The organism is Burkholderia sp. BCC0405, from assembly GCF_902833075.1.
GTDB lineage: Bacteria > Pseudomonadota > Gammaproteobacteria > Burkholderiales > Burkholderiaceae > Burkholderia.
Window position 1 is genome coordinate 221,533 of the sequence record NZ_CADFEO010000002.1, and the last position, 23,836, is coordinate 245,368.

General features: G+C 69.2%; 24 protein-coding genes, 1 other RNA gene and 1 riboswitch. Of the genes, 12 read left to right on the forward strand and 13 right to left on the reverse strand.

Going from position 1 to position 23,836, the window contains the following annotated elements:
* Positions 1-7 precede the first annotated feature (7 nt).
* Positions 8-898, forward strand: coding sequence for a prolipoprotein diacylglyceryl transferase (gene lgt / locus HWX36_RS04135; RefSeq protein WP_175950996.1), 891 nt, complete (start codon positions 8-10; stop codon positions 896-898).
* 111 nt (positions 899-1,009) lie between these two features.
* Here the strand turns inward: lgt and HWX36_RS04140 are convergent, their stop codons facing one another.
* From HWX36_RS04140 to HWX36_RS04160, 5 genes are all read right to left on the reverse strand, one after another.
* A complete protein-coding gene (locus tag HWX36_RS04140; protein ID WP_174941592.1) occupies positions 1,010-1,750 on the reverse strand; it encodes an SIMPL domain-containing protein in 741 nt (246 codons plus the stop codon).
* 179 nt (positions 1,751-1,929) lie between these two features.
* A complete protein-coding gene (locus HWX36_RS04145; RefSeq protein ID WP_071334845.1) occupies positions 1,930-2,391 on the reverse strand; it encodes an EVE domain-containing protein in 462 nt (153 codons plus the stop codon).
* Positions 2,392-2,462: 71 nt separating this feature from the next.
* Positions 2,463-2,644: non-coding RNA, 6S RNA (ssrS, locus tag HWX36_RS04150), on the reverse strand.
* An 81-nt stretch (positions 2,645-2,725) separates the two neighbouring features.
* Positions 2,726-3,040: a cell division protein ZapA gene (locus tag HWX36_RS04155; protein ID WP_011352906.1), complete on the reverse strand. Its 315-nt coding sequence runs from the start codon at positions 3,038-3,040 to the stop codon at positions 2,726-2,728.
* On the reverse strand, positions 3,037-3,387 hold the full coding sequence (locus HWX36_RS04160; protein WP_175950997.1) for an ATPase: 351 nt from the start codon (positions 3,385-3,387) through the stop codon (positions 3,037-3,039). Before HWX36_RS04160 ends, HWX36_RS04155 begins: the two co-directional genes overlap by 4 nt.
* Positions 3,388-3,541: 154 nt before the next feature.
* Positions 3,542-3,793: riboswitch (cobalamin riboswitch) on the forward strand.
* A 158-nt stretch (positions 3,794-3,951) separates the two neighbouring features.
* On the opposite strand from HWX36_RS04160, the gene HWX36_RS04165 reads away from it, so the two are divergent.
* From HWX36_RS04165 to cobC, 5 genes are read left to right on the forward strand one after another with little or no spacing between them, the layout of a single operon-like run.
* Complete coding sequence (locus HWX36_RS04165) at positions 3,952-4,950, forward strand: iron ABC transporter permease (protein ID WP_175950998.1); 999 nt, start codon at positions 3,952-3,954, stop codon at positions 4,948-4,950.
* A complete protein-coding gene (locus HWX36_RS04170; RefSeq protein WP_175950999.1) occupies positions 4,947-5,762 on the forward strand; it encodes an ABC transporter ATP-binding protein in 816 nt (271 codons plus the stop codon). The genes HWX36_RS04165 and HWX36_RS04170 overlap by 4 nt, the downstream gene beginning before the upstream one ends.
* Before the next feature lie 52 nt (positions 5,763-5,814).
* Positions 5,815-6,870 carry a nicotinate-nucleotide--dimethylbenzimidazole phosphoribosyltransferase gene (gene cobT / locus HWX36_RS04175; protein WP_175951000.1) on the forward strand — a complete coding sequence of 352 codons (1,056 nt, stop codon included), beginning with the start codon at positions 5,815-5,817 and terminating at the stop codon, positions 6,868-6,870.
* The gene (locus HWX36_RS04180; RefSeq protein WP_175951001.1) at positions 6,860-7,636 is read left to right on the forward strand and encodes an adenosylcobinamide-GDP ribazoletransferase; all 777 of its coding nucleotides are present in this window, start codon (positions 6,860-6,862) and stop codon (positions 7,634-7,636) included. The genes cobT and HWX36_RS04180 overlap by 11 nt, the downstream gene beginning before the upstream one ends.
* Positions 7,621-8,205 carry an alpha-ribazole phosphatase gene (gene cobC, locus HWX36_RS04185; RefSeq protein WP_175951002.1) on the forward strand — a complete coding sequence of 195 codons (585 nt, stop codon included), beginning with the start codon at positions 7,621-7,623 and terminating at the stop codon, positions 8,203-8,205. Before HWX36_RS04180 ends, cobC begins: the two co-directional genes overlap by 16 nt.
* 89 nt (positions 8,206-8,294) lie before the next feature.
* Here the strand turns inward: cobC and HWX36_RS04190 are convergent, their stop codons facing one another.
* The 4 genes from HWX36_RS04190 to cobU are packed head-to-tail and all read right to left on the reverse strand — an operon-like array spanning position 8,295 to position 11,710.
* Positions 8,295-9,209 carry a cobalamin-binding protein gene (locus tag HWX36_RS04190; protein WP_175951003.1) on the reverse strand — a complete coding sequence of 305 codons (915 nt, stop codon included), beginning with the start codon at positions 9,207-9,209 and terminating at the stop codon, positions 8,295-8,297.
* Positions 9,206-10,225 (reverse strand): threonine-phosphate decarboxylase CobD, encoded by a 1,020-nt coding sequence (cobD, locus tag HWX36_RS04195; protein ID WP_175951004.1) that lies wholly within the window; start codon positions 10,223-10,225, stop codon positions 9,206-9,208. The genes HWX36_RS04190 and cobD overlap by 4 nt, the downstream gene beginning before the upstream one ends.
* The gene (cbiB, locus tag HWX36_RS04200; protein WP_175951005.1) at positions 10,218-11,162 is read right to left on the reverse strand and encodes an adenosylcobinamide-phosphate synthase CbiB; all 945 of its coding nucleotides are present in this window, start codon (positions 11,160-11,162) and stop codon (positions 10,218-10,220) included. Before cbiB ends, cobD begins: the two co-directional genes overlap by 8 nt.
* Positions 11,156-11,710 carry a bifunctional adenosylcobinamide kinase/adenosylcobinamide-phosphate guanylyltransferase gene (cobU, locus tag HWX36_RS04205; RefSeq protein WP_175951006.1) on the reverse strand — a complete coding sequence of 185 codons (555 nt, stop codon included), beginning with the start codon at positions 11,708-11,710 and terminating at the stop codon, positions 11,156-11,158. Before cobU ends, cbiB begins: the two co-directional genes overlap by 7 nt.
* A 74-nt stretch (positions 11,711-11,784) precedes the next feature.
* On the opposite strand from cobU, the gene HWX36_RS04210 reads away from it, so the two are divergent.
* The 4 genes from HWX36_RS04210 (at position 11,785) to HWX36_RS04225 (ending at position 14,887) form a co-directional block, all read left to right on the forward strand.
* On the forward strand, positions 11,785-13,287 hold the full coding sequence (locus tag HWX36_RS04210) for a cobyric acid synthase (protein ID WP_175951007.1): 1,503 nt from the start codon (positions 11,785-11,787) through the stop codon (positions 13,285-13,287).
* A gap of 94 nt (positions 13,288-13,381) precedes the next feature.
* A complete protein-coding gene (locus HWX36_RS04215) occupies positions 13,382-13,519 on the forward strand; it encodes a hypothetical protein (protein ID WP_175951008.1) in 138 nt (45 codons plus the stop codon).
* Between the two features lie 149 nt (positions 13,520-13,668).
* Positions 13,669-14,082 carry a DoxX family protein gene (locus tag HWX36_RS04220; protein ID WP_175951009.1) on the forward strand — a complete coding sequence of 138 codons (414 nt, stop codon included), beginning with the start codon at positions 13,669-13,671 and terminating at the stop codon, positions 14,080-14,082.
* A gap of 136 nt (positions 14,083-14,218) precedes the next feature.
* Entirely contained in the window at positions 14,219-14,887 is a 669-nt protein-coding gene (locus HWX36_RS04225) for a ParA family protein (RefSeq protein ID WP_166961133.1), read from the forward strand.
* A gap of 131 nt (positions 14,888-15,018) precedes the next feature.
* Here HWX36_RS04225 and panD read toward each other — a convergent pair whose 3' ends face one another.
* The 4 genes from panD to HWX36_RS04245 all read right to left on the reverse strand — a co-directional run bounded on the left by panD (position 15,019) and on the right by HWX36_RS04245 (position 17,621).
* On the reverse strand, positions 15,019-15,405 hold the full coding sequence (gene panD / locus HWX36_RS04230) for an aspartate 1-decarboxylase (protein ID WP_069248606.1): 387 nt from the start codon (positions 15,403-15,405) through the stop codon (positions 15,019-15,021).
* A gap of 45 nt (positions 15,406-15,450) precedes the next feature.
* Positions 15,451-16,290 carry a pantoate--beta-alanine ligase gene (gene panC, locus HWX36_RS04235; RefSeq protein WP_175951010.1) on the reverse strand — a complete coding sequence of 280 codons (840 nt, stop codon included), beginning with the start codon at positions 16,288-16,290 and terminating at the stop codon, positions 15,451-15,453.
* Positions 16,291-16,555: 265 nt separating this feature from the next.
* Positions 16,556-17,428, reverse strand: a complete 873-nt coding sequence (locus HWX36_RS04240; protein WP_175951011.1) for a ScpA family protein — start codon at positions 17,426-17,428, stop codon at positions 16,556-16,558.
* A 4-nt stretch (positions 17,429-17,432) separates the two neighbouring features.
* Positions 17,433-17,621: a DUF3460 family protein gene (locus HWX36_RS04245; RefSeq protein WP_174916416.1), complete on the reverse strand. Its 189-nt coding sequence runs from the start codon at positions 17,619-17,621 to the stop codon at positions 17,433-17,435.
* Between the two features lie 270 nt (positions 17,622-17,891).
* Between HWX36_RS04245 and HWX36_RS04250 the strand changes: the two genes are divergently transcribed.
* Positions 17,892-19,694, forward strand: coding sequence for an autotransporter assembly complex family protein (locus tag HWX36_RS04250; protein ID WP_175951012.1), 1,803 nt, complete (start codon positions 17,892-17,894; stop codon positions 19,692-19,694).
* 28 nt (positions 19,695-19,722) lie between these two features.
* A complete protein-coding gene (locus tag HWX36_RS04255) occupies positions 19,723-23,805 on the forward strand; it encodes a translocation/assembly module TamB domain-containing protein (RefSeq protein WP_175951013.1) in 4,083 nt (1,360 codons plus the stop codon).
* Positions 23,806-23,836: the final 31 nt, after the last annotated feature.

Consider the following 23,836-nt stretch of genomic DNA (forward strand, 5'->3'; position numbering starts at 1 on the left):
CTAACCCATGATCATTCACCCGAATTTCGACCCCGTTGCGATCCATCTCGGGCCACTGGCCGTGCGCTGGTACGGGCTCATGTATCTCGTCGGCTTCATCGCGGCGATCGTCGTCGGCCGGATCCGGCTGAAGTTGCCGCACGTCGCGGCACAAGGCTGGACCGCGAAGGACATCGACGACATGATGTTCTACGGCGTGCTCGGCACCGTGCTCGGCGGCCGGCTCGGCTATGTGCTGTTCTACAAGGCCGATTTCTATTTCTCGCATCCGCTCGACGTGTTCAAGGTGTGGGAGGGCGGCATGTCGTTTCACGGCGGCTTCCTCGGCGTGACGCTCGCGATGATGCTGTTCGCGTGGCAGCGCAAGCGCCACTGGTTGCAGGTCACCGATTTCGTCGCGCCGATGGTGCCGACCGGGCTCGCGGCCGGGCGGCTCGGCAACTTCATCAACGGCGAACTGTGGGGCCGCGTGACCGATCCTTCCGCACCGTGGGCGATGCTGTTCCCGGGTGCGATGCGCGACGATGCGGCATGGTTGCCGAAGCATCCGGAACTCGTCGAGAAGTGGCATCTCGCCGACGTGTTCATGCAGTACCAGATGTTGCCGCGCCATCCTTCGCAGCTCTATGAAATCGCGCTCGAAGGCATCGTGCTGTTCTTCGCGCTGTTCTTCTTCTCGCGCAAGTCGCGGCCGATGGGCGCCGTGTCCGCGCTGTTCCTGATCGGCTACGGGCTCGCACGCTTCACGGTCGAGTTCGCCCGCGAGCCCGACGACTTCCTCGGCCTGCTCGCGCTCGGCCTGTCGATGGGGCAGTGGCTGTCGCTGCCGATGATCCTCGGGGGCATCGCGCTGATGGTCTGGGCGTATCGCCGTCGCGCGGCGCATGCCGCTGCATGATCCGATGCCGGTGCACGTGCGATCGGCGCGTGCATCGACAACACGCACGCAAATGAAAAACGCCGGCCCGAGGGCCGGCGTTTTTCATTTCGGGCTGCCGTGCGCTGCGCGTTACTTCATCTGCACGGAGCCGTTGACGGTGACCGACACGGTGGCCTTGCCGCCTTCGACCGCGATCGGTGCGCTCATCTTTGCGCTGTCCATCGGCGCGGCGGCCATCGCCATCATCCGAGGGTACGGCTGCACGTTGCGGCCACCGCCGACGTTCACGTCGCGGATCGTGTAGCTGCTGTAACCGAATGCCTTCGCGGCTTCGTCCGCGCGGGCGCGGAACGACTTGATCGCCTCGGTCGTCAGCTTCTGTTCGGCCGCGCGCTGCGCTTCGGGCGACAGCGAGAACTCGACGTTCGCGACCTGCATCAGGTTCGACAACTGGCCCGCAAGCTTCGACGCTGCAGCGAAATCGCGCGATTCGAGTGCGACCTCGGTGCGGCCGCGCCACGCGGAAATCTTGCCGTCGCGATCGGTGCTCGGGTACACGGAGAACGCGCCCGTGTGTGCGGTGACGCCCGATACGCCCTTCGCCTGTGACAGCGCTGCGTCGGCGCGCTGGTTCAACTGCGCGGTGAGGCTGCCCGGATCCTTGGCTTGCTGCTCGTAGAACAGCGTGATGTGGATGATGTCCTGCGGCACGTCGGCGCTGGCCTGCGACGACAGCGACAGCACGCCTGCCGGCTCCGGAAAGTGCGGGTTCGCGGTTTGCGCGTGCGCGGTGGTCGACGCGAGCGTCAGCGCGACGGGCACGGCGGCGGCAAGGGCGAGCGACAGCGCGAGTGCGGATTTCTTGGTCATTGTTGGACTCCTTGTGCGAGGGCGTGCACGCGGATCGCGCGTGCACGACGCGGGCGTACCGCGCGACGAAAAACGGCAGTCGGCCTGATCGGCCGACAGCGGTTGCTTAGGCCGCGCGAAAGCGCCGCGAGTTCCGTGGCGGCGACGCGTACTGACCAGATTTGACCTTTGGCATGCGCCTACTTCATCAGCTTTTCGGTGATGAAGCGCCATTCGGCGCGCGTGACAGGCGTGATCGACAGCCGGTTGCCGCGTGCGAGCACACGCATGTCGGCGAGTTCGTCGTGTTCGCGCAGTGCGGCGAGCGGCACGAGCGGCGTTTTTTTCACGTAGCGCACGTCGACGAGCAGCCAGCGCGGTGCTTCCTGAGTCGACTTCGGGTCGTAATAGGGGCTTTTCGGATCGAACTGCGTGGGGTCGGGGTAGGGCGTCGACGACACTTCGGCGAGACCCGCGATGCCCGGCTCGGGGCAGCTCGAATGATAGAACAGCACGCCGTCGCCGATCTTCATCGTGTCGCGCATGAAATTGCGCGCCTGATAGTTGCGCACGCCCGTCCACGGCAGCGAGCGCTGCGGTGCATTGGCGAGATCGTCGATGCTTGCTTCGTCCGGTTCGGACTTCATCAGCCAGTATTGCATGGATCGTGATCGACGCAGAAAGAGGCTGCTACAAAAGAAAACGGCACCGGGCTTCGCCCGATGCCGTTGGATAGGCCCCCGCCTTGGCCGCTAGGCCGGCATCCTGAACCTGAGGTTCAGAATTGGTCGCAGTTAGCAGCACTTCGGGTACATCAGACAGAGTGACGCGCGCGCCCGTGCTACAAATTTCCGCAACCGTGCACATGGCATTGGTTCAAGGAATATATGACCTTGGCGAACCAGGCAGGGAAGCTGACTGAACTGTGATTCGATGCGCCAATTTGACCACCGTTGATCGCCGAGATCAAGGGGAATCGACGCATCGATTAAAACGTTACTGCGTCTCGTGCTGTGCGAGCACCGCGCCGAGCTGTTCATTCATCTGGTGCATTGTACGACGGATTTCCTCCGCCGGAAATGCTTCACCGTGCCGCACGCTCGTTTGCAGCCGCAGCAATTCGGACGCGAGCGACAGCGCCGCCATCACGGCGATGCGATCGGTGCCGCGTACCGAGCTGTTCGAGCGGATTTTCGACATTTCGGCATCGACCCGCGCGACCGCTTCGAGCAGTGCCGCTTCGGTCTCGGCCGAGCAGGCGAGCCGATAGGCCTGACCGAGAATCGAGACTTCGATCTGCTTGGTGCTCATGCATGTTCTCCGTGGCTGGCCGCGTCATCGCCATCCGTACGCGCCTGCCCATCCAGCAGGTCGAGCTGGTTGTCGGCTTGCTCCGCACTTTTCGAGCGTGGCAGCTTTTCGAGAATCGCGTTCAGTTTCACCTGGGCGTCGTCGATCTTCGCTGACAGCGTGTCACGCTCGGCCGCAAGTGCATTGCGTTCATCGCGCAGTTGCGCGAGTTCCGCGCGGACAGCGTCCGCATCCGCGCGCAATTGCGCGACCTGCTCCTCGAGCGCGAGCCGTTCCGAGTGATAGCGCTTGTTCAGCGAAATCAGACGGCCAATATTTTGAGATAGGGTTTCGAGTTCGTTGAGCATTTGCTGCGTCCTCTAAAGACCCAGCATTTTAGCGCGGAATAACGCGCAATCCGACATCTGTAACGTTTCCAGTCGTAACACCCCTGCTTCTTGCCGCGAATCGGCGCGTCCCGTGCACGTCCGGACGCTTCCTTGACGCTCGCGCGACCCGCTCCTAAACTGGCGCCGCCTCGGTGCTCGCGCGTGGCACGCGCGGTTAAACGGGAAGCAGGGCGCGGGCGCCGGAAGCCCGCCAACCTGCGCTGCCCCCGCAACGGTAAGCGGCCGCGTCCCGTGACGCAGGCCGGCTCGGGCGCGTTTCGCGTGCAAGTCTTGCATGCGGACGCGGGCCACTGCGCGTCATCGCGCGGGAAGGCGAGCCGGACCGCCGCCAGCCCGGATACCGGCCGAGACGGGGAGCCCGCACGGGCTTCGTGACGCGCGGCCTGCGGGGAGGCGGGGCGCGCAACGCTTCACGGAACCTTCTTCGATGCTGACCCCAATCGTCCGCGCGGCGCTCACGTCACGACCGGCCGGTAGCCGAAAGCGTGCGCGCCGCACGTCGTGTGCGGCGCCGTGCGCGGCATGAGCGCCGCGCGCGCCACCGCGATCTGGGCCGCGCTGGCCGCGGCGGTCGCGTTGCTGTTCGTCGCGTCGCTGTCGATCGGCAGCGTGCCGATGTCGCCATGGCAGGCGCTTGCGTCGCTCGTGCCGCATGGCGGCGACGCGTTGTTCGCCGATATCGTCCGCACGTTGCGCCTGCCGCGCGCGCTCGCCGGTTTCGCGTGCGGCGCGCTGCTCGCGCTGGCCGGTGCACTGCTGCAGGTGCTGTTGCGCAATCCGCTCGCGGAGCCGTACGTACTCGGCGTGTCGGGTGGCGCGGCCGGCTTCGCGCTCGTCGCGATGATCGCGGGCGGCGCGTGGTGGCTCGTCGATGCGTCGGCGTTCGCCGGCTCGCTCGTGTCGGTCGCGCTCGTGCTCGGTCTCGCACGCCGCGAGCTGTGGCGCGGCGAAGCGCGCGATGCGTCGCCGCGGCTGCTGCTCACGGGCGTCGTGATCGCGGCGGGGTGGGGCGCACTCGTCACGCTGCTACTGTCGCTCGCGCCCGATGCACGGCTGCGCGGGATCATCTTCTGGTTGACCGGCGACCTGAACGGCGTGACCGCGCCGTGGTTCGCTTGGGGTGCGCTGTTGCTGGCCGCATGCGTCGCGCTGCCGGCCGCGCCGCAACTGAACGTGCTGCTGCGCGGCGACGCGACCGCGCTCGCGCTCGGCGTGCCCGTTGCGCGCCTGCGCGTGCGGATCTATCTCGTCGCGTCGCTGGCAGCCGCGGCCGCGGTGACGACGGCCGGCACGATCGGTTTCGTCGGCCTCGTCGCGCCGCATGCGCTGCGGCTCGCCTTCGGCAACGACCAGCGCATGCTGCTGCCGGCCGCGATGCTCGCGGGCGGCGGCGGCGTGATGGCGGCCGACCTGCTCGCACGTACCGTGATCGCGCCCGCGCAACTGCCGGTCGGCGTGATGACCGCGCTGATCGGCGTGCCGGTGTTCCTGTGGATGTTGTTGAGGAGGCCAATGCGATGACGGGGGCCGCACTGCATGCCACTGCCGGCGACATGAACTACGCGGCCGTCGGCCTGACGCTGAAGGCCGGTGCGCGCACGCTGCTCGACGGCTTTACCCGGGCATTCCGTCCCGGCGAGATCTGGTGCGTCGCGGGGCCCAACGGCGCGGGCAAGACGACGCTGCTCGCGACGCTCGCCGGGCTGCAGCCGCCGGCCGGCGGACACGTGGAGATCGACGGCCGGCCGCTTGCCGCATGGCCGCCCGAGCAACTCGCGCAGCGTCGCGCGCTGATGCCGCAGCAACTGCACGACGCCTTCAGCGCGACCGTCTTCGACACGGTGCTGCTCAACCGCTTTCCGTACCTCGGCGGCTGGGGATGGGAGCGCGACGGCGACCGCGCGGCCGCGCGCGACGCGCTGGCGACATTCGACCTGACCGCGCTCGCTTCTCGCGACGTGCTGTCGCTGTCGGGCGGCGAGCGGCAGCGTGTCGCGCTGGCCGCGACGCTGTGCCAGGACGCGCCGTTGATGCTGCTCGACGAGCCGCTCGCGCATCTCGACCTGCATCACCAGATCGATTGCCTGACCGCGCTGGCGGCATGGCTCGACGCAGGCCCGCGCACGGTGCTGTTCTCGTGCCATGATCTGAATCTCGCGCGGCGTTTCGCGACGCATGCGCTGTTGCTCGACGGCCGCGGCCATGCGTGGGCCGGCCCCGTGCACGACGTGCTGACGCCGGAGCGCGCGAGCGATGCGTTCGGTTATCCGCTCGTGCTGATCCGCGAGAACGGCCGCGATGCGCTACTGCCGGCGTGGCCCGAGCGACAATGACCTTTTCTTTTCCGATGCGCGGCGCACACCGCGCCAACGACCCGGCACTTCGATGACGACCCCAACCCACTTCCCGCCCGCGATCGCGCCGCTCGACGACGAACTGCGCAAGCGCCTGCAGCACGTGATCGACCACAAGACCAAGCCCCCCGGCAGCCTCGGCCAGCTCGAGGCGATCGCGCTGCAGATCGGCCTGATCCAGCACACGGAGCGGCCGGTCGTGCGGCGTCCCGTGATGATCGTGTTTGCCGGCGATCACGGGATTGCCGCCGAGGGCGTGAGTCCTTATCCGCAAGCGGTGACCGCGCAGATGGTCGCGAACTTCCTCGCCGGCGGTGCGGCGATCAACGCGCTCTCGGGCGTCGCGCAGAGCACGCTCGAGATCGTCGATGCGGGCGTCGCGTCGCCGCTGCCGCTGTCCGACCGGCTGGTGTCGCTGCCGGTCGCGCGCGGCACGCGCAACTTCGCGGCGGAGCCGGCGATGACGCGCGACGAGGCGATGACGGCGCTCGCGGCCGGCGCGGCGCGCGTGCGCCTGCATGCGTCGCTCGGCACGAACGTGATCGGCTTCGGCGAGATGGGAATCGCGAACACGTCGTCGGCCGCGTGCCTGATGAGCCGCCTGCTGAGCGTGCCGATCGACGCGTGCGTCGGGCGCGGCACGGGCCTCGACGACCAGGGCCTCGCGCACAAGCGCGCGGTGCTCGGACGCGCGCTCGTCAAGCACTCGCACGCGATCGCGCCGCTCGATGTGCTCGCGACGTTCGGCGGCTTCGAGATCGCGATGATGACGGGCGCGTACCTCGCGGCCGCGAGCGAGCGGATGACGATTCTCGTCGACGGCTTCATCGCGACGGCCGCGCTGCTCGTCGCCGAGCGCATCGTGCCTGGCGTGCGCGACTACTGCGTGTTCTCGCATACGTCGCACGAGGCCGGGCACCGGCGCATGCTCGAGCATTTCGGCGCGAAGCCGCTGCTCGCGCTCGACCTGCGGCTTGGCGAAGGCACGGGCGCGGCGCTCGCGCTGCCGCTCGTGCGTGCGGCTGCCGCATTCCTCACCGAGATGGCGAGCTTCGAATCCGCCGGCGTCGACAATCGTGGCGCCTGATCGCGCGCGCGGCGTGCGGGCCGAACTGCGTTACTTCTTCGTCGCGCTCGGCTATTTCACCCGCGTGCCCGTGCCGCGCGCGATCGGCTACGCAGCCGGCGATCTCGACCAGGCCGCGCGTTATTTCCCGCTCGTCGGCGCATGGGTCGGCGCATGGGGCGCGCTCGTCTATCTCGCTGCGCTGCGCGTGCTGCCGCCGTCGATCGCGGTCGGGTTGTCGATGGCCGCGACGCTGCTCGCAACGGGCGCCTTTCACGAGGACGGCCTGGCCGACAGCTGCGATGCATTCGGCGGCGGCTATACGCGCGACGACGTGCTGCGCATCATGCACGACTCGCGGATCGGCACGTTCGGCGCAGTCGCGCTCGTGATCTCGCTTGGCGTGAAATGGCAGGCGCTTGCGTCCATGCTGCCGTTGCGTGCCGCGTGGACGATGATCGCCGCGCATGCGGCGAGCCGCGCGGCGGCGGTGAGCCTGCTGATGACGCTCGATTACGTGCGGCCCGAAGGCAAGGCGAAACCGGTTGCGCAACGGATGGGCGCACGCGCGGCGTGCGTCGCGGCGCTATTCGGATTGCCCTGGCTGTTCTGGCCCGACTGGCGCATGGGCGTTGCCGCATGCGGTGCGCTCGTGCTCGTGCGCGCGTGGGCCGCCCGCTATTTCGTGAAGCGGATCGGCGGTTATACCGGCGACTGTCTCGGCTTCACGCAGCAACTGTGCGAACTGGCGATCTATCTCGTGGTGCTCGGATGGACGTCGTCCTGATCCGTCATCCTGCCGTCGGCGTCGAGCCGGGCATCTGCTACGGACGCAGCGACGTGCCGCTCGCTGCACCGGCCGACGCCGGCGCGCAGGCCGTGCGCGCGCATTTGTCGGCACTCCGCGTGCCGCTTCCCGAACAGGTCTGGACGAGCCCGCTGACGCGCTGCGCGTCGGTGGCCGAACGGCTCGCGCAGGCATGCGGCGTGCCGTTACGGTGCGACGCTGGCTGGCAGGAAATGGATTTCGGCGCGTGGGAAATGCGGCGCTGGGACGATATCGATCGCGCGGCGCTCGATGCGTGGGCGGCGGACCTGATGCATGCGTGTGCGCATGGCGGCGAAAGCGTTGCGCGATTTGCCGCGCGGGTCGCGGGGCGGGTCGACGCCGTGGTGCAGTTCGACCGGCCGCAATGGGTCGTCACGCATGCGGGCGTGATCCGGACGTTCGCATCGCATGTACTGCGCGTGCCGCTCGATACGCTGCTGTCGCGCCCCGTACCGCCAGTTGGCGTCGTCTGGCTGCGCATGGATGCCGCCACGCGAATGTGGGAAGCGGTGCACTGGGACGAATAGGTGCGCTGGCAACCGCGTGCGAACGACGCAGCGCGCGGTCAATTCGTCTCAGACATCTGACGCGCGACGAACGCGCAAGTCGCCGGCAATCAGTGCGGCCGCCGCGCACGCGCGGTATCGAGATCCTCGCACAGCGCAGCCGCGCCCAGCGCGATCCGCGGCGACGGCCGCGTCAGCAGATCGCCGTCGATCGCGAACAGGTTGTTGCGTGCCACGGCCGTCAGGGCGGGCCACATGCGCCAGCGCGCCAGGCTCGGCAGCGGTTCGTCCGTCCGCGATGCCCCCACGCCGGTCGTCACGATCGCCTCCGGATTCGCCGCGAGCACAGCCTCGTCGGTGACGGTCGGCACGAGCGGCTTGAGCGACGCGAATACGTTGCGGCCGCCGCACAGCTCGATCACGTCGTTGATCAGGTGCGCCCCGTTGAGCGTCATCAGCGGCCGATCCCAGACCTGGAAGAACATCGTGACCGGCGTGCGCGCGGCATAACGCGCGCGCAGCGCCGCGATGTCGCGTGTATAGGCGGCCGCGGCCGCATCGGCAGCCGGTTGCGTGCCGAGCAGCGTGCCGAGCCGGCGCAGCGACGACGATACGTCATCGAGATGCTTCGGTTCGCTGAAGAACAGCGGGATGTGCAGCGCACGCAGCGCGTCGGTCTGCCGCTCGGCGTTGCCGTGCCGCCAGACGACGATCAGGTCGGGCTTCAGCGCGGCGATCCGCTCGAGGTCGAGCGCCTTGTTGTCGCCGACGCGCGGTATCGCTTGCGCGGCGGGCGGATAGTCGCTGTACGTGACGGTGCCGACGAGCTTCGCGCCGCCGCCGGCCGCGTAGACCAGCTCGGTCGCGTGCGGTGCAAGACTGATCACGCGCTGCGCGGGCGCGGGCAACGTGACGGCATTGCCGGCGTCGTCGCGTGCCGTGACATCGGCGTGGACGAGTGGCGCGTCAGCGAGCGCGGCCAGTAACGCGACTGGCGCGAGCCGGCGAAACATGGACGGATTCATGTGGATTCCCGTTGCAGCGTCGGCACGCAGTGCGCGAGCGCGTCGCCGAGGCGCTGCCATTCCGCTTCGCTCCCCGGCAGACCGACGCGTACGCTCGACGGTGTCGGGAAGTGCCGCGTCCAGACCCCGCGTGCCGCGAGTGCCGCATGCAGCGCCGCGGCGCGCGGGTCGTCGGTCCAGCTGAAGAGCGGCGTCGCGCGAACCGCGAAGCCGTGCGCGCGCAGCAAGCCGGCCAGCCGCTCGCCGTCGGCCGCGAGCCGTTCGCGGGCGGCGGCCTGCCAGGTGCGATCGGCGAACGCCGCGGCGACCGCGTGGCGGGCGGGGCCGCCGACCGTCCATGCGCCGAGCATGTCGCGCAGCGCGACGATCCGGTCTGGGCGCGCGAGCACGAAGCCCGCGCGGATGCCGGCGAGCCCGAAGAACTTGCCGACCGAACGCAGCACGATGAGCCCGGGACGATCGACGTGCGGCGCGAGCGAGCGCGTCGTGCCCGTATCGGCGAATGCCTCGTCGACGATCAGCGTGCCGCCGCGTGACGCCAGTTGCGCGTGCCAATCGAGCAGGCGCTCGGCCGGCACGAACTCGGCAGTCGGGTTGTTCGGATTCCCGACGATGACGTGGCGCAGCGTCGCAGGCAGCGTATCCGCATCGATATCGAGCGCGACGACGCGATGGCCGTGGCGCGTGAAGGCAGGCGCGTATTCGCCGTACGCGAGCGGCGCGACGCCGGCGTCGCCGGTCGGCAGCAACGCGGGCAACGCGCGGATCGCGGCCTGGCTGCCGGCAACCGGCAGCACGTGTGCGGGATCGGGTGCGTGGTAGTACTGCGCGGCGCAGGCCGCGAGGCCGTCGCCGTCGTCGGGCAGCCGGCGCCACGCGTCGGCCGGGACGGGCGGGACCGGATAGCCGGCCGGATTGATGCCGGTCGACAGGTCGAGCCACGTGTCGTACGGAATGCCGTGGCGGCGCGCGGCTTCATGCAGGTTGCCGCCGTGCGCGATGCGGGTGTCAGACATGATGGATGGCCATGGCGAGTGCGCCGCTCGCCACCAGCAGCGCGAGCCACAGGGCAAGTGTGCGCGTGACGAGCGACAGCGCGGCGACGATGTGAATGGCGGTTGCCGTTGCGCCGGTGCCGAGCGCGGGACGGTCCTCGATCTCGCCGTGATAGACGGCGGGGCCGCCGAGCTGCACGTTCAGGCTGCCGGCGCCGGCAGCCATCACCGGGCCCGCGTTCGGGCTGTCCCAGTGGCGCGCCTGCGTGCGCCAGCAGCGCCATGCGGCGGCCGTGTCGCCGAGCAGCGCGTAGCTCGCGGCCGTGAGGCGCGCGGGAAGCCAGTTCAGCGCGTCGTCGAGGCGCGCGGCGGCCCAGCCGAAGGTTAGGAAGCGCGGCGTGCGGTAGCCCCACATTGCGTCGAGCGTATTCGCGAGCCGGAACAGCAGCGCGCCGGGGCCGCCTGCGACGACGAACCAGAACAGCGCGCCGAAGATCGCGTCGTTGCCGTTCTCGAGCGCCGATTCGACGGCCGCACGCGACAGCGCGCCTTCGTCCGCATCGCTCGTGTCGCGCGACACGATGCGCGCGGTCAGCGCGCGGGCGGCGCCGAGGTCATGCCGCAGCAACGCAGCCGCGATCGGCGCGACGTGGTCCGTGAGGCTTTTCGCGCCGAGGGCGAACCACAGTAGCGCGATGTGCAGCGCGGCCGCAAGCGGCCACGGCAGCACGGCCGTGAGCCATGCCGCGATGGCGACCGGCGGCACGACCGCCGCGATCCACGCGGCGACCCCGACCACGCGGCCGCGCCGGCCCGTGTTCAGCGCGCCTTCGATGCGCGCGGCGAGGCGGCCGAACGCGACGAGCGGATGCCAGCCGGCCGGTTCGCCGATCGCGCGGTCGATGATCGCGGCCGCGACCGCGAACATCGCGACGACGGGCAGCGACAGCATCAGCATGACGGCGCTCCCGTCTTGAGGTCGAGCGGCAGCCCGGCGACGAGCAGCGTCACGCGCGTCGCAAGCGCGGCGACGCGCTGGTTCAGGCGGCCGAGCTCGTCGACGTAGCGGCGCGTGACCGACCCGAGCGGCACGACGCCGAGCCCGATCTCGTTGCTCACGACGATCACCTTGGCGTGCGCGCTGCGCAACGCATGCTCGAGCCGGTCGACCTGCGCCGCGTACTGCGCATCGTCGAGCGGTTCGCCGTCGGCCGGGCACAGCAGGTTCGTGAGCCACAGCGTCAGGCAGTCGACGAGCAGGCACGCGTGCGGATCGTCGAGCCGCGCGAGCGTGCCGGCGAGATCGACGGGCGCGTCGGCGAAACCCCAGTCGGCCGGCCGGCGCGCGCGATGGTGCGCGATGCGCTCGGCGAATTCGGCATCGGCGGCAGTTGCGGTCGCAATGTAGGCGACGGGGCGGCCGCTGTCGGCGGCGAGCCGCTCGGCATACGCGCTCTTGCCCGAGCGCGCGCCGCCGAGGACGAAGGTGAGGTCGTGCGGAATCATCGCGTGATTGTAACGGCGCGGGCATACCGGCGCGGGGGATAATGCGGCCTTTGCCTCGCGACGACCTTTATACGATGAATGCACCCGAGCCGCGGCCGCGCGGCGCGCTGATGATCCAGGGCACGACGTCCGACGCGGGCAAGAGCACGCTGGTTGCCGGCCTGTGCCGGCTGGCACGCCGCGCCGGCGCGCGCGTTGCGCCGTTCAAGCCGCAGAACATGGCGCTCAACAGCGCGGTGACGGCCGACGGCGGCGAGATCGGCCGCGCGCAGGCGCTGCAGGCACTGGCCGCGGGCGTCGCGCCGCATACGGATTTCAACCCCGTGCTGCTGAAGCCGACGAGCGACCGCGGCGCGCAGGTGATCATTCACGGCAAGGCGCGCATGAATCTCGACGCACGCGCTTACCACGACTACAAGCCGGTCGCGTTCGATGCCGTGCTCGAGTCGTACGCGCGCCTGCGTGCCGGCTACGACACGGTGATCGTCGAGGGCGCGGGCAGCCCGGCGGAGATCAACCTGCGCGATGGCGACATCGCGAACATGGGGTTTGCCGAACGTGTCGACTGCCCGGTCGTGCTCGTCGCCGATATCGACCGCGGCGGCGTGTTCGCGCACCTGGTCGGCACGCTCGCGTGCCTGTCGGACAGCGAGCGTGCGCGCGTGCGCGGCTTCGTGATCAACCGCTTCCGCGGCGATATCAAGCTGCTCGAACCGGGGCTCGACTGGCTGCGCGCGCAAACGGGCAAGCCCGTGTTCGGTGTGCTGCCGTACCTGCACGGGCTGCTGCTCGACGCCGAGGACATGCTGCCCGCTCAGGCGCGTAGCGCAGCCGCACGGGGCGACGCCGGCGTGCTGCGCGTCGTCGTGCCGGCGCTGCCGCGCATCAGCAACCACACCGATTTCGATCCGCTGCGTGCGCATCCGCAGGTCGAATTCACGTACTGGAAGAGCGGCCCCGTGCCGGACGCGGACCTGCTGATCCTGCCCGGTTCGAAGAGCGTGCAGCGCGATCTCGCATGGTTGCGCGACGCGGGCTGGGACACGCTGATCCGTCGCCACCTGCGCTACGGCGGCAAGGTGATCGGCATCTGCGGCGGGATGCAGATGCTCGGCCGCGCGCTCGACGATCCGTTCGGCCTCGAAGGTGCGCCCGGCAGCGTGCCGGGGCTCGGGTTGCTCGATTTCGGCACGACGCTGCAGCCCGACAAGACGCTGAAGAACGTGACGGGGCGTCTCGCGCTGCCGGGCGGGGCTGCCGTGCGTGGTTACGAGATCCACATGGGCGATACGCACGGGCCTGCGCTCGAGTCGCCCGCGCTGGCGCTGGCGGCCGACGCCGCGCAGGACGGCACGCGCCCCGACGGCGCGGTTTCCGGCGATGGCCAGATCCTCGCGACCTACGTGCACGGGCTGTTCGACTCGCCGGACGCCTGCACGGCGCTGCTTGCGTGGGCCGGGCTCGACGGTGCGGAACGCATCGACTATCCGGCGCTGCGCGAGGCATCGCTCGAGCGGCTTGCCGATACGTTCGCCGAGCATCTCGACCTCGACGCGCTGTACGCGGAATTCCGCTGACGCGCGGGCCGGGGCCGGATGCAACAGGCCTCGCATTTTCCGCCGGATCGCGTACAACACAGGTGGGCGGTGGTTCGTCCGGAGGAGTGCGGCGATGAAGGTTCGGTGGTGGTGGAGCGTGCTGCTGGCGGCGCTGCTGGGCGCGTCGGCTTATGCGCAAGCGTGCGATTCGTACGGCGCGGGCGGCAGCCCGTCCGGCGCCGATTCGTCACAAGGCAAAAGCGGTTACTGAGGTTCGCACCGGGGCATGATCGGTCATGCCCTTTTTTATGACCTGATTCGTTCCATATGGGAATCAGTTAAAGCAGATTGGCGTGTTTATCGGTCGAATCGATTCGAATAGAGTGCGATCCATTCACACCACTCACGAAGGAATTCGCCATGAACCCCAATCGCCTCAACGAATTTGCCGCGACCCTGCTGCGCGTCACGCTCGGCGTGCTGTACCTCGCGCACGTCGCGCAGAAGGTGTTCGTCTTCACGCTGCCCGGCACCGCCCAGTTCTTTGCGTCGATCGGCCTGCCGGGCTGGCTCGCGTACCTGACGACGTTCGTCGAACTGGCGGGAGGCCTTGCGCTGCTCGCGGGCTTGCGCGTGCGCGTCGCCGCGCTCGTGCTGCTGCCGTTCATGCTCGGCGCGACCGCCGCGCATCTGCCGAACGGCTGGAGCTTCGCGTCGCCGAACGGCGGCTGGGAGTATCCGGCATTCTGGGCCGTCACGCTCGCCGTGCAAGCGCTGCTGGGTGGCGGCGCGTTCGCGCTCGGCGCACGGGAGGCCGCGGTTCGGCGTGTGTAAGGAGAAGGTAAGCCGACACGGCGCGGCGCAACCCGTTCCGGTGACCCCCTGTTTGCCGATATCATCGCTCCCTGTATCCGCAATCGAGCGGCGCCTGCCATGCGGCCGGCGCCGCGCGGCTCTTTCGGGGGAATTCATGACGGTGATCGTGGTGGCGAATCCGAAGGGCGGCGTGGGAAAGAGCACGCTGTCCACCAATCTTGCCGGCTATTTCGCGGCGCAGGGCGCATGGGTCGCGCTCGCCGACCTGGACCGGCAGCAGTCCGCGCATGCGTGGCTCGACCTGCGTCCGGCCGGATTGCCGGCGATCGAGGCATGGGAGCTTGATCCGGACGCGCCGACGAAGCCGCCGCGCGGCCTCGAATATGCCGTGATCGACACGCCGGCCGGCCTGCACGGCAACCGGCTCAACGTCGCGCTGCAACTGGCGGACAAGGTGATCGTGCCGCTGCAGCCGTCGCTGTTCGATATCCTGGCCACGCAGCAGTTTCTGGAGCGCCTCGCCGGCGAGAAGGCCGTGCGCAAGGGCAGCGTCGAGGTCGGGATCGTCGGGATGCGGGTCGACGCACGCACGCGCTCGTCCGACCAGCTTCACCGGTTCGTCGAGGGGCTCGGCCTGCCGGTGCTCGGCTACGTGCGCGACACGCAGAACTACGTGCAGATCGCCGCGCACGGCCTCACGCTGTGGGACGTCGCGAAGAGCCGGGTCGAGAAGGATCTCGAACAGTGGCGGCCGATCGTCGAATGGGCCGAACGCCGGGCGCCCAAGGCAGAGAAGACGGAGAAGGCCGCCAAGGCGTCCTGATCGCGCGGCCGCCGGACCGGCGCACGATGAAACGAGAAAGGGCCGGGTTCCGTGGCGTACGGAATCCGGCCCTTCGACCACAAGCGGCGCGGCTGCTCCCGCGCGCCAGGCCGCGCGGGTGGCCGTTCAGGTCAGGTCCAGTTCTGCGTCGGCACGTGATCGCGGTGGCCCTTGATCTTGTTGCCGTCGTCAATGAACACGAGCTTCGGCTTCCATCCGGCCTGCAGCTCGGCTTCGTCGACCATCGCGAACGCCGCGATGATCACGAGGTCGCCGAGTTGCGCGCGACGCGCGGCCGAGCCGTTCAGCGAGATCATCCCGCTGCCGCGCTCACCCTTGATCGCGTACGTCGAGAAGCGCTCGCCGTTGTTGATGTTCCAGATGTCGATCCGTTCGTTTTCGATGATGCCCGATGCGTCGAGCAGGTCTTCGTCGATCGCGCACGAGCCTTCGTAGTGCAGCTCGCAGTGCGTGACGGCCGCGCGATGGATCTTCGATTTGAGCATGTGGCGCTGCATGGTGTCTCCGTGATGCGTCGTGAGAGGCGCGGGCGGGGCGGCCCGTCAGATTTCCAGGTTGTCGATGAGGCGCGTCGCGCCGAGCTTCGCGGCGGCGACGACGACGAGCGGTTCGCCGGCTTCTAGCTCGGCCGCGCTCGGCGCGATCAGGTTCGCGCGGCGGCGGATCGAGATGTAGTCGGGCGCCCAGCCGCGGCCGGCCAGATGCGTGCGGGCCATTTCCTCGAGCTTGCCGAGGTCGCGTTCGCCGCCGAGCACGCTCTCGCGGATGCGCTGCAGCGTCTTCGCGAGTTCGGGCGCTTCGTTGCGCTCGTCGGCCGACAGGTAGCGATTGCGCGACGACAGCGCGAGGCCGTCCTCGTCGCGCACGGTTTCGGCGGCGATGACGTCGACCGGCAGCGCGAGCTGCTGGCACATGCGGCGCACGATCATCAACTGCTGGTAGTCCTTCTTGCCGAACACGGCGACGCGCGGCTGCACGCAGGCCATCAGCTTCGTCACGACCGTGCACACGCCGGTGAAGAAGCCGGGCCGGAATTCCCCTTCGAGGATCCCGCCGAGATCGTCCGGCGGCAGCACGCGGTATTCCTGCGGCTCCGGGTACATGTCGCGCTCGGTCGGCGCGAACAGCACGTAGACGTTTTCCTTCTGCAGCTTCTCGATATCGTCCTGGAGCGTGCGCGGATACTTGTCGAAATCCTCGTTCGGGCCGAATTGCAGCCGGTTGACGAAGATGCTCGCCACGACCGGGTCGCCGTGCTGGCGCGCGAGGCGCATCAGCGACAGGTGCCCTTCGTGCAGGTTGCCCATCGTCGGCACGAACGCCGTGCGGTTCTGTCCGCGCAGCTGGTCGCGCAGTTCATGGATCGAGCTGATGACTTTCATGATCGGGTAGCGGGTTCCTCGCGCTGGCGCGCGTTGGCGCCGCAGCAGCGGCGTCGGGGTCGAAGCGGAGAACGCCGGCGCGCGGGCGGCGCATCGGGCGTCGGCGGATTGTAGAGGATTTGGCCGCCAAACGCATCGGAAAAAGAACGATCGTTCACTTTTTAATCGGGCGTGCCGGTAACGGCTCGCACGGCCGTGCCGGGCTGCGCTGAGGCGGCGAGGGTGCCGGGATGGCTCGGGAGAACGGAAAGGCCGGGCGCGGGGGTTACGCGGGCAGGTACGCGAGACGCACGTAGATCGGCGCGAACGGTTCGGCCTGCGTGATCTCGAGGAGCGACTCGCGCGCGAGTTCGAGCATCGCGATGAAATTCACGACGACGACCGGCACGCCGCGCGACGTGTCGAACAGCTCGGCGAACTCCATGAAGCGCGCGTTCTGCAGCCGGCGCAGGATCAGGCTCATGTGTTCGCGCACCGACAGCTCCTCGCGGGAGATCTTGTGGTGCTGGACGAGCTTCGCGCGCTTGAGCACGTCGGCCCATGCGGCGCGCAGGTCGTCCGAATTCACGTCGGGGAAGCGCGGCGTGACGCTCTGCTCGATGTAGACCTCGGCGCGCAGGAAGTCGCGGCCGAGCTGCGGCAACTGGTCGAGCCGCTGCGCGGCGAGCTTCATCTGCTCGTATTCGAGCAGGCGGCGCACGAGTTCGGCGCGCGGATCCTCGGCTTCCTCGCCGGTGTCGGCCTTCTTGACCGGCAGCAGCATCCGCGACTTGATCTCGATCAGCATCGCGGCCATCAGCAGGTACTCGGCCGCGAGTTCGAGGTTCGACGTGCGGATCTGGTCGACGTAGCCCAGATATTGCGCGGTGACCTGCGCCATCGGGATGTCGAGCACGTTGAAGTTCTGCTTGCGGATCAGGTAGAGCAGCAGGTCGAGCGGGCCTTCGAAGGTCTCGAGGAAAATCTCGAGCGCATCGGGCGGGATGTAGAGATCCTGTGGCAGCTTGAAGAGCGGCTCGCCGTACAGGCGAGCGAACGCCGCGACACCGTCGACCGTGTCGGGCGTCGAATCGGCGCCCGCGGGCGCGGCGATCGCGTCGTCCTGCCGGGCGGCGTTGGCCTCGTCTGCCGCGCTCACGTCGTCAGAAGTTCTGGTAGTAGACGTACGACGTCTGCTTCACGCGCGAATCCTGCTGCTCGGCGCGCTCTTCGAGGTCGATCGGCTGCTTGTCCCACAGCAGGGAACGGCCCTTGCGCTGCTCTTCCTCGAGCGTCGGCTTCTGCTGCTTGAGCTGGTTCAGGAACTGCGTGACATCGGACTGGTACGGCATGGCTGGGTTTTCCGTTTCGGGCGGCGCACGATGCGCCGGATTCACGATGGCGGGATTTTACCGCATCGCGGGAACGGCCGGCGTCAATCGCGCGTCGAATCCGCGGGCTGGCATGCAGCCGGCACCGGGAAGCGCACCGTCACGCATGATGCCGCGGCCACGCGCGCTCGCTTGCGAAGCGGTTTACAAACATTAAGCTTTGGTGCCAGCACCCTGTGGTCAAATACAGGGTTTTCCACAAAACCGTGATAACCGAGGGCGGGGTGATATTTGGCGGGGCAGTCGAACCAGCAAGCACATGCGGCACATGACGCGGGCCCGCGCGTGGAACGCAATCGCGCCGGCGCCGCGCGGGTGGCCCTCGCGGGTTGCCTTGCCGCGTGCTTCGCGCTGCCGGCCCACGCGAAGTACGACGTCGACATCGACGCGCCGCGCTCGATTCGCAAGCTGCTCAAGTCGCATCTCGATATCGCGCGTTTCGCGAAGCGCGACGACATCAGCGACGACCAGTTCGACTTCCTCGTCACCGCCACGCCGCAGCAGGTGCGCGACCTGACCGCGACGGCCGGCTATTTCTCGCCGGTCGTGCGCACCGACGTGCGCACGCGCGACGGCAAGCGCGACGTGCGCATCGCGGTCGATCCGGGGAAGCAGACGATCGTGTCGAGTGTCGACCTGACGTTCAAGGGGCCCATCGACACCGAGGATCCGAAGCAGGAAGCGGCGACGCGTTTCGCGTTCTCGCTGAAGCCGGGCGATCCGTTCACGCAGTCCGACTGGGACGGCGCGAAGGGGGCCGCGCTCAAGCAACTGCAGTCGCGCCGCTATCTCGGCGGGAAGATCGTGTCGTCGGAGGCGCGCATCGACCCGCGCACGCAGCGCGCGACGCTCGCGGTCACGTTCGACAGCGGCCCGACGTTCACGATCGGCAAGGTCGACGTCGACGGCGTGCGGCGCTATCCGGAAAAGATCGTCACGAACGTCAATCCGCTGTCGGAAGGCGAGATCTACGACGTGCAGCGCATCACCGAACTGCAGCGGCAGTTGCAGAACACGCCGTATTACGCGAGCGTCGCGATCGACGTCGGCGATGATACGTCGAAGCCCGAGCTCACGCCCGTGCACGTGAAGGTCAGCGAGTTCCCGTACAACAACATCCGCGGCGGCGTCGGCTTTGCCACCGATACCGGGCCGCACGTGCAGGGCTCCTATACGTATCTCGACACGTTCGGCGCCGCATGGCCGCTGACCGTGTCGGGCCGGCTCGACCAGATCCAGCAATACGGGCAGGTCCAGCTGTCGATGCCGCCGGGCGAGAAGGGCTGGACCAACAGCGTGCTCGCGTCGTACACGAACACCAACGTGTCGGACACGCGCATCTACAGCGCGCGGATCGGCGCGCAGCGCACGCGCACCGGCCAGTTCATCGACTATTCGTATTCGCTGATGTACTACCAGGACCGGCTCGACCAGAACGGCGCCGGGCCGACCACGAGCCGCGCGCTCGTGCCGCAATGGGCGTGGACGCGCCGCAACGTCGACGATCCGCTGTTCCCGCGCTCGGGCAACCTGATCCACGCCGAGGCCGGCTTCGCGGTCAAGGGCGTGCTGACCGACCAGACCTTCATCCGCGGCTACGCGCGCGGCCAGCAGTACCTGCCGATCGGCAAGCGCGACCTGTTCGTGTTCCGCGCGGAACTCGGCGGCGTGTTCACGAGCGGCAGCTCGTCCGGCGTGCCGGCGTCGCTGCTGTTCCGCGCGGGCGGCTCGAACTCGGTGCGCGGCTACGGCTACCAGAGCATCGGCAACAGCGTCGACGGCTCCGTGCTGCCGACCAAGTACCTGATGACGGGCACCGCCGAATACCAGCACTGGTTCAACCGCGACTGGGGCGCCGCGACGTTCTTCGACATCGGCACCGCCACCGATGCGTGGGGCGAGAAGGTGTTCTACCCGGGTGTCGGCATCGGCGCGCGCTGGCGCAGCCCCGTCGGCCCGATCAACGTCGATGTCGCGTACGGGTTGCGCAACCATAGCGTGCGCCCGTACCTGACGCTCGGCATCGCTTTCTGACCATACCGCTTCACCGACGACGAACCGCATGACGAAGGACCCGAACGACACGCCGCCGCCTCACGATCCGGACGCGCCCGACGGCGCGCCCGACGCGCCGCCGCGCGCGCCGCGCCGCGGGCCCTTCGCGCGCATCGGGCGGGTCGCCGCGTGGGCGCTTGTGACGGTCGCGCTGCTCGTCGTGCTGGCGCTCGGGCTCGTGCTGGCCGCGGTGACCACCGAGCACGGCACGCGGCTCGCGTGGCAGGTGGCCGAGCGGGTGCTCGGCGCGCGGCTCGCGGGCACGCTCGACGGCGGCTCGCTCGCGACCGGCGTGCGGTTGCGCGGGTTCGCATGGACGAGCCCCGACGGCACCGGCACCGAAATCCGCATCGACCGGCTCGACGGCCGCTGGGCGCTGACCCGGGCGCCGTGGCGGCTGTCCATCGCCTATCTTCGCGCCGGCACGATCGACGTGCGAATCCCGCCGGGGCCGTCGACGCCAAGCGCGACGCCGCAGGACCTGAGCCTGCCGCTGCAGCTGCGCATCGACGACCTGCGCGTCGATCACCTTGCGATCCACGACGGCGGCTCGACGACGCAGCTCGACCATATCGCGCTGAACGGCCGCAGTGACGGCCGTCACCATGAACTCGTGCTCGACGGCGTCGATACGCCGTACGGCGCGCTGACCGCACGCGCGAAGCTCGATGGCGTGAAGCCGTTCGCGCTGACGGGGGAAGCCACGTATGCGGGCAAGCTGTCCGACGAGCCGGTTGACGCGCGCGCTCGCGTGTCGGGCTCGCTCGAGGCGCTCGTCGCCGACGTCGACGCAAGCGGGATGAAGCTGAACGGGCGCGCGCACGTCGAGGCCGCACCGCTCGGCGCGGTGCCGCTCACGCGCGCGTCGCTCGCGTTCGATCACGTGAACCCGCAGGCGCTCGCGCCCGGCGCACCGGCCGCCGATCTCGCGGTGCGCGCGGAACTCGCGCCCGTGACCGCGCCGGCCGGGGCCGAGCCCGCGAAGGGTTTCGCGGTGACGGGCCCGGTGTCGATCGTCAACGCGAAACCCGGCACGCTCGGCGATCACCTGCTGCCGGTGATCGACGCGCACGCGAACGTGCATCTCGACGCGCACGCGCAGCGGATCGACGCGCTCGCGCTGAAGCTGATCCGCGACGGCAGCGTGACGGGCAACGGCACGCTGACGGGCGGCAAGGGCCGCTTCGACCTGAAGGTCGCGAACCTCGACCTGAATGCCTTCGTCGCCGAGCTGCGGCCGATGCGCCTCGCCGGCCCGCTCGGCGTGACGCTCGCGGGCGACGTGACGACGGTCGACTTCAACCTGAACGACGCGAAGCTCGCGCTCGGCGCCCGCGCGAAGGTTGCGCTGACGCCGCAGCAGACCGTGCTGACCGACGCGCGCGTGACGGCGGGCAAGGGCCGGATCGACCTGACGGGCGTGTTCCGCCACGATGCGCATTCGAGCTACGACGCGAAGGCGACGCTGACCGCATTCGATCCGCTGCTGCTCGCCGCGATGGGTGCGCCGAAGGCGGGTGGCGGCAAGGCGCCCGCCAAGGTCGCGAAGGCGCCGGCCCAGCGCGGCGAGACGCGCGTGTCGGGCACGCTGACCGCATCGGGCGCGTTCGCGCCGCAGGTGTCGACGAAGGCGACCTTCAAGCTCGGCGACAGCCTGTACGACGGCGTGCCGCTGACCGGCGCCGGCGTCGTGCAGCTCGCCGGCTCGCGCATTCTGCCGAGCAACGCGAACCTGTCGATCGCGGGCAACCATGTCGACTTGCGCGGCAGCTTCGGCGCGCCGGGCGACCGGCTTCGCTTCGTCGTCGACGCGCCGCAACTCGACCGGCTCGGCTTCGGCGTGGAAGGGCTCGTGCAGGCGCAGGGCGACCTGACCGGCAGCTTCGCGCACCCGAACGTGACGGCCACCTACAAGGCCGAGCACGTGGTCGTCGGCTCGAACCGGATCGGCGCGGCGCAGGGCCGCGCGGACATCCGCGACGGCGCGCACGGCGCGCTCGTGTTGACGGCCGACGCGTCCGACATCGCGCTCGGCTCGCTGAAGCTGAAATCGCTGCGCGCGAATCTCGACGGCACGCGCGCAAAGCACACGCTCGACGCGTCGGCGCTCGGGACGGCCGGTGGCCGCGTGATCGACGTGACGCTCGCGGCGAACGGCGGCGTGGTCGAGAACCGCGACGGGATGCGTTGGGACGGCACCGTCACGCGTCTTGCGAACCGCGGCACGCCGGCCATCGCGCTTCAGTCGCCGCTGACCGTATCGGCAGGCGCCGGCCGCGTGACGCTCGGCGCGACGCGGCTCACGCTCGAGGGCGCGGCGATCGACCTGAAATCGTTCGTGTTCGATCACGGCCAGATGCGCTCGGCGGGCTCGGTGAGCGGCGCGTCGATCGCGCGTTTTCTCGAGGTCCGCCAGGAGCTGACGGGCCAGCGGCCGCCGGTGCGGACCGACGTCGTGCTCGACGCCGACTGGGATTTCTCGGTCGGCGCGAACTCGACGGGCTATGTGCAGGTGAAGCGTCGCGGCGGCGACGTGACGATCGAGAGCGGGCGCGGCATCGCATCGCTGGGGCTGACCGACCTGTCCGCGCGGGCGAGCTTCACGCCCGGCAACCGGCTCAACGTGACGGCGCTCGCGAAGGCGAACCGGATCGGCACGCTCGACGCGAACGTCACCGTGCCGTTCGCGCTGCGCGATGGCATGTTCGGCGTGGTCGACGACGGCCCGCTGTCGGGCCGCATCGACGCCGATATCCCGGCGCTGAAGACGACCGGCAACCTGTTCGGGCCGAGCTATCTGCTCGGCGGGCGCGCGGCGCTGAAGCTGACGGTCGCGGGCACGCCGGCGAAGCCTAACCTGTCGGGGATGCTGACGGGCGACGACCTGTCCGCGACGCTCATCGACCAGGGCGTGCAGTTGAAGGACGGTATCGTACGCATCAAGCTATCGGAGAACCTCGTCGAATTCCAGCAGGTTGAATTTCACGGCGGCGACGGTACGCTGCGCGCGCTCGGCCGCGTGCGCCTCGATGGCGAGGCGCCCGACCTGACGGCGAGCATCGTCGCGGACAAGCTCGAACTGTTCGCGGCGCCGGATCGCAAGCTGTCGCTGTCGGGCAAGGCAACGGTCGCGAACGACGGGCCGCGCGGCGCGCTGTCGATCGACGGCAAGTTCGTCGTCGACCGCGCGTTGTTCGACCTGCCCGAGGAATCGGCGCCGCACCTGTCGGACGATGTGGTGATCGTGGGGCCGGACGGTACGGTGCGCGGCGAGACGCCGACCGGCACCGCGGTCGCGAAGCCGAAGCCGGCCGAGGGCAAGCCGGCGCCGTCGCTCGCGCCGCGCGCGAACATCGACATCGGCCTCGGCAACAACTTCCGCTTCAAGGGCCATGGCGCGGATCTCGGGCTGCGCGGCACGATCACCGTGATGAGCGCGCCGGGCGCGCCGCTGCGCGCGGTCGGCAACGTGCGCGTGACCGAAGGGTCGACGTATACGTCGTTCGGCCGCAAGCTCGCGATCGAGAACGGCTTCTTCACGTTCAACGGCCCCGTGTCGAACCCGGGCGTCAACATCCTCGCGATGCGGCGCAACCAGGAGGTCGAGGCCGGCGTGCAGGTAACGGGCACGATCCAGTCGCTGACGGTCAAGCTCGTGTCGGAGCCGAACGTCACGGACAACGAAAAGCTGTCGTGGCTGCTGTTCGGGCACGGCACCGACCAGGGCAACAACGTCGGCCAGCAGGGTGCGATGACGGCGGCGCTCGGGCTGCTCGGCAGCGTGACCGGCAAGCGCGTTGCGCAGACCTTCGGTCTCGACGAGGTCTCGGTCGGCCGCAGCGAAGTCGGCCTGACCGACCCGCAGGTCGTGCTGGTGTCGAAGGCGATCAACGAGCGGTTCGTGCTCGGCTTCGAGCAGGGCCTGCAATCGGCGAGCAACGCATTCAAGGCGACGATCAACCTGACGCGCTTCTGGTCGGTGTCCGCGTACGGCGGCACGTTCCAGGGCGTCGACCTGAACTACACGCGGCGTTTCGACCGGTGGTTCGGCAGTGACGGCGCCCGCGAGCGGCGTGCCGAGCAGCCATGAAAAAAGCCCCGCACGACGTGCGGGGCTTTTT

What these genes read in the sequence shown, in the direction of transcription:
- lgt (WP_175950996.1), top strand. Translation starts at nt 8, where the DNA reads ATGATCATTCACCCGAATTTCGACCCCGTTGCGATCCATCTCGGGCCA.
- HWX36_RS04140 (WP_174941592.1), bottom strand. Translation starts at nt 1,750, where the DNA reads ATGACCAAGAAATCCGCACTCGCGCTGTCGCTCGCCCTTGCCGCCGCC.
- HWX36_RS04145 (WP_071334845.1), bottom strand. Translation starts at nt 2,391, where the DNA reads ATGCAATACTGGCTGATGAAGTCCGAACCGGACGAAGCAAGCATCGAC.
- HWX36_RS04155 (WP_011352906.1), bottom strand. Translation starts at nt 3,040, where the DNA reads ATGAGCACCAAGCAGATCGAAGTCTCGATTCTCGGTCAGGCCTATCGG.
- HWX36_RS04160 (WP_175950997.1), bottom strand. Translation starts at nt 3,387, where the DNA reads ATGCTCAACGAACTCGAAACCCTATCTCAAAATATTGGCCGTCTGATT.
- HWX36_RS04165 (WP_175950998.1), top strand. Translation starts at nt 3,952, where the DNA reads ATGAGCGCCGCGCGCGCCACCGCGATCTGGGCCGCGCTGGCCGCGGCG.
- HWX36_RS04170 (WP_175950999.1), top strand. Translation starts at nt 4,947, where the DNA reads ATGACGGGGGCCGCACTGCATGCCACTGCCGGCGACATGAACTACGCG.
- cobT (WP_175951000.1), top strand. Translation starts at nt 5,815, where the DNA reads ATGACGACCCCAACCCACTTCCCGCCCGCGATCGCGCCGCTCGACGAC.
- cobC (WP_175951002.1), top strand. Translation starts at nt 7,621, where the DNA reads ATGGACGTCGTCCTGATCCGTCATCCTGCCGTCGGCGTCGAGCCGGGC.
- HWX36_RS04190 (WP_175951003.1), bottom strand. Translation starts at nt 9,209, where the DNA reads ATGAATCCGTCCATGTTTCGCCGGCTCGCGCCAGTCGCGTTACTGGCC.
- cobD (WP_175951004.1), bottom strand. Translation starts at nt 10,225, where the DNA reads ATGTCTGACACCCGCATCGCGCACGGCGGCAACCTGCATGAAGCCGCG.
- cbiB (WP_175951005.1), bottom strand. Translation starts at nt 11,162, where the DNA reads ATGCTGATGCTGTCGCTGCCCGTCGTCGCGATGTTCGCGGTCGCGGCC.
- cobU (WP_175951006.1), bottom strand. Translation starts at nt 11,710, where the DNA reads ATGATTCCGCACGACCTCACCTTCGTCCTCGGCGGCGCGCGCTCGGGC.
- HWX36_RS04210 (WP_175951007.1), top strand. Translation starts at nt 11,785, where the DNA reads ATGAATGCACCCGAGCCGCGGCCGCGCGGCGCGCTGATGATCCAGGGC.
- HWX36_RS04215 (WP_175951008.1), top strand. Translation starts at nt 13,382, where the DNA reads ATGAAGGTTCGGTGGTGGTGGAGCGTGCTGCTGGCGGCGCTGCTGGGC.
- HWX36_RS04220 (WP_175951009.1), top strand. Translation starts at nt 13,669, where the DNA reads ATGAACCCCAATCGCCTCAACGAATTTGCCGCGACCCTGCTGCGCGTC.
- HWX36_RS04225 (WP_166961133.1), top strand. Translation starts at nt 14,219, where the DNA reads ATGACGGTGATCGTGGTGGCGAATCCGAAGGGCGGCGTGGGAAAGAGC.
- panD (WP_069248606.1), bottom strand. Translation starts at nt 15,405, where the DNA reads ATGCAGCGCCACATGCTCAAATCGAAGATCCATCGCGCGGCCGTCACG.
- panC (WP_175951010.1), bottom strand. Translation starts at nt 16,290, where the DNA reads ATGAAAGTCATCAGCTCGATCCATGAACTGCGCGACCAGCTGCGCGGA.
- HWX36_RS04245 (WP_174916416.1), bottom strand. Translation starts at nt 17,621, where the DNA reads ATGCCGTACCAGTCCGATGTCACGCAGTTCCTGAACCAGCTCAAGCAG.
- HWX36_RS04255 (WP_175951013.1), top strand. Translation starts at nt 19,723, where the DNA reads ATGACGAAGGACCCGAACGACACGCCGCCGCCTCACGATCCGGACGCG.